This is a genomic window from Dissulfurimicrobium sp. (genome assembly GCF_049968175.1).
GTDB lineage: Bacteria > Desulfobacterota > Dissulfuribacteria > Dissulfuribacterales > Sh68 > Dissulfurimicrobium > Dissulfurimicrobium hydrothermale.
The window spans coordinates 15873-27862 of record NZ_JBMFRG010000025.1; the positions used below are offsets into that span (position 1 = coordinate 15873).

The following is an 11990-nucleotide window of genomic DNA, read 5'->3' on the forward strand; positions in this document are numbered from 1 at the left end:
GACATCAATCTTTTAGGGCATGCGCTGAGGTAAACGGCAAAAGTGCCATTACCCTTGACTGCTTTATGGCCGTGGTCAAGCGCCTTTGATGTTTGGCGCATGTGCCGGTGATACGGCTCGACAATATCTTGCCTCTCTCGGTTATGAAATGCTTAAGCAAATTATAGTCTTTATAATCGATAACGATGGTCTTGTCGGCGCAAAATCTACAAATCTTTTTGCGCACATAAACGCGACGACGTTTTAAATGGCTTGTTGTCTTGTCTTCTTGCTGCATTCCCTATATCTCTCCTTCCAACTCCTGTACAGCCGTTTCCCCGGCCTCGCCGCCTTCTTCGGCGGCTTTCTTAGAGGCCTTATCTTGATAGGCCTTCAGTATCGCATCGTAATCAAACTTTTCACCAAGTTTCGACGTCATGAATCTGAGCACCATATCATTCAGCCGCAATTCTCTGTTGACCTCAAAAACTGTTTCAGCAGAAGCGCCGTACTCCATCAGGACATAATAACCATGCGTCTGCTTATCTATTTTATAGGCGAGTCTTTTTAACGGCCATGGATCGGTCTTTACGACCCGGCCGTCTTTGTCAGTGATTATCTTTTCTAATTTCTCTGCGATTGCATTCCGCTCTTCATCGTTCAGGTCGGGATGAAGAAGGTAAAATGTTTCATAATGACGTAATTTCATTAATTGTATGCCTCCCTCTGGACATGGCAAAATAGGCCCTTAAAAAGGAAAAAGCACTTCTTTCAGGGCAAGGAGGTAAAAAAACCTCTGAAGAGATATCTTTTAAACCAGATGGGTTGCACCGTCAAGCCCTGGGTTTTAGATTATCTTTGATTCTTATTTGATCCAGAAAGACAAAACCGCCTCAGGAGGATAAGAAATGGCGACTATAAAAATAAAAGTTGAAGATTACTCGGGAAGACCAGGGGACAGCCTGGGGCAGGTACTGCAGGACCTTTTTCGTATCTCCTCCATGTCTATCATGTCGCCGGCACAGGGATGGGTCCCTGCGCTGGACGTATACATGACCCAGGAAGATATCTATATCGTAGCGGATATATCTGGAGTGGAGGTAGATAGCCTGTATCTGGCCGTCAAAGACAGGCTCCTCCATCTTTCTGGACACAGGCCCCAGCCTAGAAATGAAGGCGAGGTGCATTTTTATCAAATGGAAATAAACTACGGCCGATTCGAGCGAATCATCCGATTGCCATGTGAAGTCGAGGTAGATCAAGCGGATGCCAGTTACGAAAATGGCCTTTTGATAGTGAAAATACCGCGCCGTATCCAAAAAAAGATCAAAATAGAGATTTCTTGAGGTATTTTTTTATGGATAGAAACAACGAGGTAAAGGAAAAGACCAACCACAGCACGATTCGAGAGCTGCCTGTCATCCCGAGCAAGGATATAGTCCTTTTCCCGCATATGGTGATACCCTGGATGACCGATCAGCCCAACCTCATCAAACTCATAGACGATGCCCTCGCAACAGACCGGACCGTGGCGTTTTTGAATACAGCCGGAGACGGCGAAATTGAGGCAGGAAGATCCGCGCCAAAGATAGCAACTGCGGCACTGATCCTGCGTATGGCAAAAAATGAAGAAGGTCACGCTAAACTCATCCTACAGAGCGTATCCAGGATCCGCATATTGGAAATAGTAAAGACTGACCCCTATCTCAAGGCCAAGGTGGAGACCGTAGAAGAGGCGGTAGGCAGAGACCTTGAGACCCAGGCACTTGTAATCAATATCAGACAGGCGTTTGCAAAGATACTTGAATTTTCGCCAAACCTTCCGAACGAGCTCGGCGGGCTGATCTCATCAATAGACGAGCCAGGGGTATTGGCTGATATAGCCGTAAGTCATCTGAATATCCCGCCCATTGAAAAACAGGGGGTACTTGAGAGTTTGAATGTGAAGGAACGCCTCACAATGGTCCTCAAGATACTGACGCAGCAGATAGAGATATTGGACCTGGGCCACAAGATACAATCAGAGGTAAAGGGGCAGTTGGATAAGACCCAAAGGGAATTCTACCTCAGGGAGCAACTTAAGGCCATCAAGAAGGAACTTGGCGAAGGTGATGAAAGGACAGACGGCACGGCTGGCCTGAGAGAAAAACTAAAGGCGAAAGGATTGCCTCCCGAGGTGATGGAAGAGGCCGAACGCGAGCTCGAACGACTCTCAAAAATGCACCCTTCGTCGTCAGAATACACGGTTGCGCAGACCTATATCGACTGGTTGATAGCACTGCCATGGAATGAGACAACCGAAGACCGTCTGGATCTTGACACCGCAGAAGACATATTAAACAAGGACCACTATGATCTTGAAAAGGTCAAAAAACGCATCCTGGAATACCTGGCCGTCAGGAAATTGAAGCCTGACGCAAAGGGGCCGATCCTCTGTTTTGCTGGCCCGCCAGGCACAGGCAAGACATCGCTCGGCAGGTCTATAGCCCGCTCCCTTGGGCGCAAATTTCTAAGGATAGCACTCGGAGGTATGCGAGATGAGGCTGAAATAAGGGGACACAGACGGACATACGTCGGCGCCATGCCCGGGCGCATCATTCAAGGGCTAAGAAAGGTAGGTGTCAAAAACCCGGTATTTATGCTCGATGAAATAGATAAAATAGGAATGGATTTCAGAGGGGATCCGGCCTCTGCACTCCTCGAGGTGCTGGACCCCGAACAGAATTCCAAGTTTTCCGATCACTATCTCGGCATTGAGTTCGACCTCTCGAAGATCATTTTTATCGCCACTGCCAACGTCCTTGATACCATCCCTGCCCCGCTGCTTGACAGGATGGAGGTCATTGAACTCAACGGCTACACCCACGAAGAAAAAATGGAGATAGCCAGGAGGTATCTAATCCCAAGACAGCTCGATGCGCACGGACTCAAAAATTCAAACCTGGGCATTGAAAAAGGGGCACTCCTGAAGATCATAAGCGAATATACCCGAGAAGCCGGTGTGAGAGACCTTGAAAGACAGATTGCCGCGATCTGCAGGGCGGTAGCCAAGGATGTTGCAAAGGGCAAAACCGCAAAGACCATCATAAAGACATCTAATCTGAAAGAATATCTCGGCCCGCCGCGGTTTATATATGATGTGGCCGAAAGGACCAAGATACCAGGGGTCGCCACCGGCCTGGCTTGGACCCCTGCAGGGGGCGAGATACTCTTTATTGAAGCCACCAAAATGAATGGATCTGGGAAGCTCATCCTCACAGGTAAACTTGGTGATGTAATGAAAGAATCTGCACAAACCGCCCTTAGCTATATAAAGGCCAAGGCGGTGCAATTGAAGGTGCCCAGTGAGAACCTTAAAGATATGGATATACATATACATGTACCTGCCGGCGCCATCCCGAAAGACGGGCCTTCAGCAGGAGTCGCCATCACAATGGCACTCATTTCTCTCCTGACAAATCGCCATGCAAGGCCTCAAGTTGCAATGACCGGCGAGATAACGCTGAGAGGACTGGTCTTGCCTGTAGGCGGCATCAAAGAGAAGGTGCTGGCTGCGCATAGGGCTGGGATAAAAGAGGTAATCATCCCTAAGCGGAATGCGCCCGATCTCGAAGAGATCCCCAGTTACATCCAAGATACGCTTAAAATCCATCTGGTCTCCAAAATAAGCGAGGCGCAAAAAATAGTATTTGAAACGAATTCCGTTCATGATGGGCGCGCAAAAAGACCGGCTAAAACGCGGCAAGATCATTGACGATCGACCATTTTCTGTATAGTTTCAAGGCCTAAAAACTCTGAAGGAGACCTTGGCATGCCAGCAAAACAAAAGATAACTATAACTGAAAGGGGCCTGGACACGCCGGACTTCCCGGTGATCCCATATATTGAAGGAGATGGAGTTGGCCCTGATATATGGAAGGCGACTAATAGGGTGTTGAATGCCGCAGTGGAAAGGGCCTATAACGGCAAAAGGAAGATTGAATGGAGAGAGGTCTTGGCCGGCGAAAAGGCCTTTAATGAAACCGGCAAATGGTTGCCTGACGAGACCCTTGATATCATAAAAGAACATGTTGTAGCTATCAAGGGTCCCCTCACGACCCCTGTCGGCAAAGGGATAAGAAGCCTCAATGTCACATTGAGGCAAGAGCTCGATCTCTATGCCTGTGTACGTCCAGTCAGATACTTCAAGGGCACACCAAGCCCTGTTAAGAGGCCTGAAGACATAGATATGGTGATCTTCAGGGAAAACACCGAAGATGTCTATGCAGGCATCGAGTGGGAAGAGGGATCGAGCGAGGCCCAAAAGATCATAACATTCCTTAAAAAGGAAATGGGAAAGACTGTGCGGCCGGATTCCGGCATAGGCATAAAGCCCATCAGCAGATTTTGTACATACAGACTCATGAGAAAGGCCATTCAATATGCCATTTCCAACAAAAGAGACAGTGTCACACTAGTGCATAAGGGGAATATTATGAAATTCACCGAAGGGGCATTTAGAAATTGGGGCTATGAACTTGCCCGGAGGGAATTCCCTGATGTGATCATTACCGAACAAGATCTGCACGATAACTACGGTGGGGATATCCCTGACGGTAAGATCGTCGTCAAAGACCGCATTGCCGACGCGATGTTCCAACAAATACTTCTGAGGCCTAGGGAATACAGCGTGCTCGTGACCCCAAACCTTAACGGCGACTACATCTCCGACGCCCTCGCTGCACAGGTAGGCGGTCTGGGGATGGCGCCAGGCGCAAATATCGGGGACGGCTTTGCAGTCTTCGAGGCCACACACGGAACTGCACCTAAATATGCCGGCCTAGATAAAGTAAACCCCGGATCCCTGATCCTATCAGGCGCCATGATGCTCGAATACATAGGCTGGAGAGAGGCAGGCGGTTTGATCCTTGGCGCAATCGAGGCCGCCATCGGCAAAAAAAGGGTCACATATGACCTTGCAAGACAAATCGATGGCGCAAAAGAGGTTAAATGCTCTGAATTCGCCGATTGCATCATTGAAGCAATGTAAAATGTAAAACCGATACACAACCTCATTGTCGGCTGATCTTGCTGCCGATCGACGAGGTCTGTTATTCTGATGCAAAATATGCTGACAAAGATTGCGCTGGCGGCGTTAAACATCCTGGATGAGATATTTTTCCCATGCCTTTGCGCCGCATGCGGCGCAAGACTTGAAAATGCCTACCAAGGAGGGCTCTGCGCAGATTGCCTCTCAAAGATCAAAAAAATCGAGCATCCACTATGTACTATATGCGGCATGCCTTTTGTTTCGCTGAGCGGCGAAGACCATATCTGCGGCGCATGCCTCAAAAATCCACCTATCTTTAAGGCAGCCAGGGCCATCTTTGAATATGATGGCCCTATACGCATTTTGATAAAAAAAATCAAATTTCACGACGACAGATACGCCCTGAAAACCATTTGCAATCTGACGAAAAGATATCTAGAGGCATGGCCTTCGGGATTATCCAATCCAACACTCCTGATACCAGTCCCGCTGCACATCTCAAGGCTGAGAGAAAGGGGTTTCAACCAGGCCCTTGATCTGGCAAAGGGGATATTCCCCGATCTTCCAATATACACAGGGCTTATCTCAAGAAACAAAAAGACGCTCTCTCAAACAGGGCTTGACGCACAAAAGCGTATAAAAAACGTAAGGGATGCATTTTGCGCAAGAAATACTGCAGATCCGTCGCCTGAAGCTGTAACAATAATAGACGACATATTCACAACAGGCTCAACAGTAAATGCCTGTGCACTGGCTCTCAAAAAGGCTGGCACAAAACACATTGATGTATTTACAGTGGCACGGACTGTAAAAAAACACTCGACCTTCTAGAAAACCAAAAAGCAAGCTTGTTGCAAAAAAACCCGTCCTAAAAACTTATACAGCGGCCTGAAGATCGCTACCAGGCTCTGAGACAGAGGCCTCCTTTGTATCAACATCGGATGGCCGAGAAGTGGAAGTCGCCTCTTTTGAAACGGCCTTCTTTTTATCTCTCAAAGGCCTTGGGCTGGTTGACTTGGGCCTTTTAAGCGAATCCGTAGCCAGCTCGACGATGGCCAACATGGCCGCATCACCTCTTCGCTGACCGATGGGTACAAGACGGCTATAGCCGCCGTTTTTGTTAACAAATTGTTGACCCCAATAGTTAAACAGTCTGTCAACCAACTCCCGACGGCGAATTACGGACAAGGCCTGCCTTCTGGCATGAAGACCCCCCTCCTTGGCCAGAGAGATCATCTTGTCGGCGACCTTGCGGAGTTCCTTACCTCTCGGCACCGTTGTAACAATCCTCCCATGCTCCAGCAATGAACTGACCATATTCCTCAACATGGCGATACGATGGGCCGTCTTGACCCCAAGCTTTCTCGTCTGTCTCCTATGTCGCATAACTTACTCCTCTTCTTGTTGGGCAGTTTTTTCTTTGCCCTTTCTAGGCGAGACCCATCCATCCAGTTTCATACCCAAGTGTAGATTCATGTTGCCCAAAACCTCTTTTATCTCTTTCAACGATTTCCTGCCAAAATTTTTTGTCTTGAGCATCTCTTGCTCCGTCTTCTGTACGAGGTCGCCGATATAATGTATGTTGGCATTCTTTAGACAATTAGCAGAGCGTACCGAGAATTCAAGCTCGTCTATCTTGCGGTTAAGATAGTCACTTATCGTATATATATCTATTGATTCATGCTCAGACGTAGGCTCCTGCTCCTCGTCGAAAGAGATAAAGACGGAAAGCTGCTTTTTCAATATCTTAGCCGCATAGCCAAGGGCCTCGTCAGGGGCTACACTTCCATCCGTCCATATCTCCATCGTCAATTTGTCATAATCGGTCATCTGGCCAACCCTGGCCCGCGTAACCACAAAATTAACCTTTGAAACAGGCGAAAACAAGGCATCAATCGCTATCGTCCCAACTGGTTGCCCTGGATCCTTATTCCTTTCAGCAGGAACATATCCTTTTCCCCACTTAGCTACCATCTCCATATGGAGTTCGCCTTCAGATGATAGGGTAGCTATATGGTGCTCAGGATTCAAAATTTCCACCCCTCCATTTGGGGCAATGATATCGCCTGCCTTAACCTCACACGCACCTTTTTTGTCAAGTATAAGTATGCTGCTTTCGTCTTTAAATAGCTTTAAACGTACTCCTTTGAGATTCAATACAATATCGGTTACATCTTCAATAATGCCTGGCACACTAGACAATTCATGCAATACATTGTCTATTTTGACCGAAACTATCGCTGCACCCTGAATTGAAGAAAGCAATATCCTTCTTAGGGCATTACCAAGCGTAATACCATAGCCTCTTTCGAGAGGTTCACAGCTAAATTTAGCATAATTACGTGTGAACCCCTCATGCTTCTCTATTTTATTAGGGGTAATTAATTCACGCCAATTTCTATAATAAGGGGCTTGTTGATTAGTCATAATCTGAGCTTATCCCTGCAGTAATTTTACCTGACTATTTTGAATAGAATTCAACAATAAGTTGTTCATTTATAGGCAAGGTTATATGAGATCTCTCTGGCAGAGATTTAACCCTTCCTTGCAACTTTTCTGCATCAAGCTCAAGCCATTCCGGCACGCCTCTGCGCGCTATGGCTTCCTGTGATTGTCTAATGGGCAATATGACATTTTCCTTATCCATTACGTCGATCACATCACCAGGAGATACTAAAAATGAAGGCATATTTACCCGTTTATTGTTTACAGAAAAGAAACCATGTCTGACAAGCTGCCTTGCCTGAAAGCGAGATTCTGCAAATCCGAGCCTGTACACCACATTATCAAGCCGCCTCTCCAAACAGCGCAGCAAATTAACGCCCGTAACCCCTTTCTGCCTATCAGCAAGATCGAAATAACCCCTGAACTGCGCCTCTTGTACACCATATACCCGTCTAAGACGCTGTTTCTCTCTCAAACGAACGCCGTAATCCGAGATCTTGGCCCTCATCTGTCCATGCTGACCAGGCGCATAACCACGCCTTTCAAAGGAACATTTATCAGAAAGACACCTCTCGCCTTTCAAAAAGAGCTTGATGCCCTCCCTTCTACAAATCCTACAGCGCGCCTCAATATATCTAGCCAATGTATTCCTCCACGACCTTAAAGATTCTTAAACCCTGCGCCTCTTTGGCGGTCTGCAACCGTTATGAGGTATAGGCGTGACATCTTTGATCACCTTTATCTGAAAACCAGCCATCTGCAAGGCCCTTAGCGCCGCTTCTCTGCCTGAACCGGGACCGTTTATATGAACCTCAACACTCCTCATGCCATGCTCGGCCGCCTTGCGCGCCGCCGTTTCCGCTGCGATTTGCGCGGCAAAGGGGGTGCCTTTCCTTGAACCTTTAAACCCCTGGGTACCGGAACTGGCCCAAGAAACCGTATTGCCTTGTTTGTCGGTTATTGTGACTATAGTATTGTTAAATGTAGCTTGGATATGCGCTATTCCTTCTGGCAGATTTTTCTTCTCTTTACGACCACCCTTTTTTGGTGGAGCCATAGCTTTTCCTCCAGTTAATGACGATTAACCCTTCTTCTTAATTAATGAAGAACCCGGACCTTTTCTAGTTCTGGCGTTTGTCTTTGTACGCTGCCCCCTGACAGGAAGCCCCTTGCGGTGTCGAAGACCCCTGTAACAACCCAAATCCATCAGTCTTTTGATATTCATGGATACGTCCCTGCGCAGGTCACCTTCCACTTTATATTCTGTATCTATAATCTTTCTCAGGGATGTTATATCGTCATCGGTTAATTCATCGGTTTTTTTATTAAAATCGATAGCTGCCTTTTTAAGTATATTTTGCGCTGTAGCACGGCCTATGCCATATATATATGTCAGCGCAACTTCAAGCCTCTTATTTTTAGGCAAATCCACTCCTGCTATTCTGGCCACCTTAACCCCCTTTTTTAACCTTGACGCTGTTTGTGGCGCGGATTTTTGCAAATAACCCTAACCACGCCTTTGCGGCGGATTACGATACAATTCTTACAACGCCTTTTAACTGATGCACTGACTTTCATATTTATTCCTCTTAAATAAAAACTATTTTGCACGGTAAACAATCCTGCCGCGTGTAAGGTCATATGGAGACACCTCAACAGTTACTCTATCACCTGGCAATATCCTTATATAATGCATCCGCATCTTACCGGATATATGGGCCAAAATCTTGTGGCCATTTTCCAACTCTACACGAAACATCGCATTTGGCAATGTCTCCAAAACCTTACCCTCTAACTGTATAGCATCACCTTTTGACATTTACCCGACTTTGTTGTCTAATTTTTAATTCTGCAAGCAAATAGATAAGCTCAATCAAGACCACTTAATATCTCAGGACCATACCTCGTAACGGCAATTGTATGCTCAAAATGTGCAGATAAAGAACCGTCTACGGTTACGACCGTCCATCCGTCATCCAAAATCTTTACATCATGACCACCTGCATTTACCATCGGCTCAATGGCCAAAACCATTCCTTCCTTCAGTATAGGCCCTGTCCCACGCTTGCCGTAATTCGGCACCTCTGGGGGTTCGTGAAGCGCTCTTCCTATACCATGACCTACAAACTTGCGGACTACGCTAAAATTTGCACCTTCTACATATTCTTGAATCGCCGAGGATATATTCCCCAGATTCGCCCCTGGCAATGCCTCTTTTATGCCTAGCATTAGGGCATTCCTCGTAACATTTATCAATCGTTCACCCTCTTCTGAACCAACAACCACTGCAGCGGTTATTGCGGCATCGCCGTAATAACCATCAAAAACAACTCCCAAATCAATACTAACTACATCCCCTTCTTTCAGAATCCGTTTCTTTGATGGTATGCCGTGGACTACCTCATTATTGACAGATATGCAAGTCGCTGCGGGATAACCAAAATAACCCTTAAACGCAGGTGCAGCTCCATACAATTTTATCTTTTCTTCTGCGATCTTATCCAAATCGTATGTAGTAATCCCCGCTCTCAATATCCCTGAAAGCTCTCTCAAAATCTTGGCAACAATTTGATTGGCAACCCTCATTTTTTCAATCTCAGATGGAGATTTGAGAGTTATAACCCTGCCAGCTTTATATTTTTTCACCTGGATACTATCTGCCTTTGAGTTTTACGCCCTTAATAAATCCCTCATAATTTCTTGTAATTAAATGCGATTCTATTTGGCCCATCGTATCCATTGCAACACCAACAACTATCAACAAAGCAGTACCTCCAAAATAAAATGGCACATTGAAATTGACAATCAATATGCTTGGAAGCACACATATGAACGATATATAAATCGCACCAATCAAGGTAATTCTCGTCAAAATAGTATCTATAAATTCTGAAGTTTTTCTTCCAGGCCTTATACCTGGTATATATCCTCCATATTTTTTTAAATTATCTGCTATATCAATAGGATTGTACGTTATAGCTGTATAAAAATAACAGAAGAAAATGATTAAGATTACAAAAATAGTTTCATAAACTAAACTACCAGGCCTCATCAATTGAGCAAATTTCTGCATCCATGGAGTCTGAATAAAATTAGCTATTGTAGCAGGAAACATTATTATTGATGATGCAAATATCGGAGGTATAACGCCTGCAGTGTTGATTTTGAGCGGCAAATGCGAAGTCTGCCCACCATAAATCTTCCTGCCCACTACTCGTTTGGCATAATGTATAGGAATCCGCCTATAGGCCCTTTCCATAAAACATATAAATCCTACAATAAATACCATCATAACCAACAAAAACAATAAAAGAACAAAATTAATCTCGCCTGTTTTCATAAGATTGAATGTATTTATTATAGCTGAAGGTAAACGGGCAACTATGCCTGCAAATATAATCAGAGATATACCGTTACCTATCCCCCTCTCCGTTATTTGTTCTCCTAACCACATTAGAAATATGGTCCCAGACATCAGCGTAAGCGCTGTCAATAATCTGAAACCCCATCCAGGAATTGCAACTACATGCACCCCATTAGGCGCCGTCATGCTTTCTAGGCCTATAGCAATTCCTAGTCCCTGAATTACGCTCAGGAAAACCGTTCCATATCTTGTATATTGACTAATCTTCTTACGACCACTCTCTCCTTCTTTTTTCAAGGCCTCGAGTTTAGGTATGGCCACAGTCAGGAGCTGAAGGATTATCGATGCACTTATGTATGGCATAATGCCCAATGCAAAAATGGAAAGCTTCTGCAAGGCACCACCGGAAAACATATCAAAGAGTCCGAACAATGTACCCTGAGCCCTTGCAAAAAAAGACGCCAATGCAGTTGCGTCAATTCCAGGCGCGGGTATCTGTACACCTACCCTATAAACAGCAAGCATCAATAAGGTAAAGCCTATACGTTTTCTTAATTCAGGAGTCTGAGCAAGACTCTCGATCCCTCTCATTAAAGCCTGACCTCATTGTCGGATAATAGCTCAACCCTTCCGCCTGCAGCCTCTATCTTTTTTATCGCAGCAGAACTGGCTGCATGGGCCTTCACAATTATAGCCTTGTGAATATCTCCCTCGCTAAGTATCTTAAGAAGATCAAATCGCTTGCCCATCAAACCGCTCTTTTTGGCTGACTCTATATCTATGACACTACCATCAGGAAATGCCTCGAGGTCTTTGATATTGAGCACACCATATATCTTTTTAAATGGATTTTTAAAGCCTCTCTTGGGCAATTGCCTGTATAGGGGCATCTGTCCCCCTTCGAAGCCAGGGGATATAGATCCGCCTGTACGTGCCCGCTGGCCCTTTTCGCCCCTACACGCAGTCTTGCCATGACCGGAGCCGTCACCCCGACCTACTCGTTTTTTTGACTTCTTTGCGCCTGTATGCGGTCTTAATCTATCTAGTGCGATCATAATTACATTCTTCTCTTAACTTAAATTTTCTTCCGATGTCGTAGATCTCATCTTTGCTGCAGCCGTGGAGGTCTTCAACATCTCTAACCCCTTAAATGCTGCATGAACGATATTGTGA

General features: G+C 45.7%; 16 protein-coding genes. 4 read left to right on the top strand and 12 right to left on the bottom strand.

Annotation, left to right across the window (positions count from 1 at the left end; translation table 11 throughout):
- Window positions 1-4: 4 nt before the first annotated feature.
- Window positions 5-277 carry a 30S ribosomal protein S18 gene (gene rpsR / locus ACP5SG_RS04680; protein ID WP_237889295.1) on the bottom strand — a complete coding sequence of 91 codons (273 nt, stop codon included), beginning with the start codon at window positions 275-277 and terminating at the stop codon, window positions 5-7.
- A 3-nt stretch (window positions 278-280) separates the two neighbouring features.
- Window positions 281-688, bottom strand: a complete 408-nt coding sequence (gene rpsF, locus ACP5SG_RS04685; RefSeq protein ID WP_237889294.1) for a 30S ribosomal protein S6 — start codon at window positions 686-688, stop codon at window positions 281-283.
- A gap of 199 nt (window positions 689-887) precedes the next feature.
- Between rpsF and ACP5SG_RS04690 the strand changes: the two genes are divergently transcribed.
- The 4 genes from ACP5SG_RS04690 to ACP5SG_RS04705 all read left to right on the top strand — a co-directional run bounded on the left by ACP5SG_RS04690 (window position 888) and on the right by ACP5SG_RS04705 (window position 5839).
- Window positions 888-1325: an Hsp20/alpha crystallin family protein gene (locus tag ACP5SG_RS04690; protein WP_237889293.1), complete on the top strand. Its 438-nt coding sequence runs from the start codon at window positions 888-890 to the stop codon at window positions 1323-1325.
- 11 nt (window positions 1326-1336) lie between these two features.
- A complete protein-coding gene (gene lon, locus ACP5SG_RS04695) occupies window positions 1337-3733 on the top strand; it encodes an endopeptidase La (RefSeq protein WP_237889292.1) in 2397 nt (798 codons plus the stop codon).
- A gap of 57 nt (window positions 3734-3790) precedes the next feature.
- Window positions 3791-5008, top strand: a complete 1218-nt coding sequence (gene icd / locus ACP5SG_RS04700; protein ID WP_237889291.1) for an isocitrate dehydrogenase (NADP(+)) — start codon at window positions 3791-3793, stop codon at window positions 5006-5008.
- A 69-nt stretch (window positions 5009-5077) separates the two neighbouring features.
- Window positions 5078-5839, top strand: a complete 762-nt coding sequence (locus ACP5SG_RS04705; protein ID WP_428122442.1) for a ComF family protein — start codon at window positions 5078-5080, stop codon at window positions 5837-5839.
- A 45-nt stretch (window positions 5840-5884) separates the two neighbouring features.
- Here ACP5SG_RS04705 and rplQ read toward each other — a convergent pair whose 3' ends face one another.
- From rplQ to rplO, 10 genes are read right to left on the bottom strand one after another with little or no spacing between them, the layout of a single operon-like run.
- Complete coding sequence (gene rplQ / locus ACP5SG_RS04710) at window positions 5885-6394, bottom strand: 50S ribosomal protein L17 (protein WP_237889289.1); 510 nt, start codon at window positions 6392-6394, stop codon at window positions 5885-5887.
- Between the two features lie 3 nt (window positions 6395-6397).
- Window positions 6398-7435 carry a DNA-directed RNA polymerase subunit alpha gene (locus ACP5SG_RS04715; protein ID WP_424661154.1) on the bottom strand — a complete coding sequence of 346 codons (1038 nt, stop codon included), beginning with the start codon at window positions 7433-7435 and terminating at the stop codon, window positions 6398-6400.
- Between the two features lie 34 nt (window positions 7436-7469).
- Window positions 7470-8096: a 30S ribosomal protein S4 gene (rpsD, locus tag ACP5SG_RS04720; RefSeq protein ID WP_237889287.1), complete on the bottom strand. Its 627-nt coding sequence runs from the start codon at window positions 8094-8096 to the stop codon at window positions 7470-7472.
- Between the two features lie 27 nt (window positions 8097-8123).
- On the bottom strand, window positions 8124-8510 hold the full coding sequence (gene rpsK / locus ACP5SG_RS04725; protein ID WP_237889286.1) for a 30S ribosomal protein S11: 387 nt from the start codon (window positions 8508-8510) through the stop codon (window positions 8124-8126).
- A 24-nt stretch (window positions 8511-8534) separates the two neighbouring features.
- Window positions 8535-8903 (bottom strand): 30S ribosomal protein S13, encoded by a 369-nt coding sequence (gene rpsM / locus ACP5SG_RS04730; protein WP_237889285.1) that lies wholly within the window; start codon window positions 8901-8903, stop codon window positions 8535-8537.
- Window positions 8904-8917: 14 nt separating this feature from the next.
- Window positions 8918-9031 carry a 50S ribosomal protein L36 gene (gene rpmJ, locus ACP5SG_RS04735; protein ID WP_237889284.1) on the bottom strand — a complete coding sequence of 38 codons (114 nt, stop codon included), beginning with the start codon at window positions 9029-9031 and terminating at the stop codon, window positions 8918-8920.
- Between the two features lie 22 nt (window positions 9032-9053).
- Complete coding sequence (gene infA, locus ACP5SG_RS04740; RefSeq protein ID WP_237889283.1) at window positions 9054-9272, bottom strand: translation initiation factor IF-1; 219 nt, start codon at window positions 9270-9272, stop codon at window positions 9054-9056.
- Window positions 9273-9322: 50 nt separating this feature from the next.
- Window positions 9323-10099 carry a type I methionyl aminopeptidase gene (gene map / locus ACP5SG_RS04745; RefSeq protein WP_424661155.1) on the bottom strand — a complete coding sequence of 259 codons (777 nt, stop codon included), beginning with the start codon at window positions 10097-10099 and terminating at the stop codon, window positions 9323-9325.
- 7 nt (window positions 10100-10106) lie between these two features.
- Complete coding sequence (gene secY, locus ACP5SG_RS04750) at window positions 10107-11408, bottom strand: preprotein translocase subunit SecY (RefSeq protein ID WP_237889282.1); 1302 nt, start codon at window positions 11406-11408, stop codon at window positions 10107-10109.
- The gene (gene rplO, locus ACP5SG_RS04755) at window positions 11408-11869 is read right to left on the bottom strand and encodes a 50S ribosomal protein L15 (RefSeq protein ID WP_237889842.1); all 462 of its coding nucleotides are present in this window, start codon (window positions 11867-11869) and stop codon (window positions 11408-11410) included. The genes secY and rplO overlap by 1 nt, the downstream gene beginning before the upstream one ends.
- Window positions 11870-11990 lie beyond the last annotated feature (121 nt).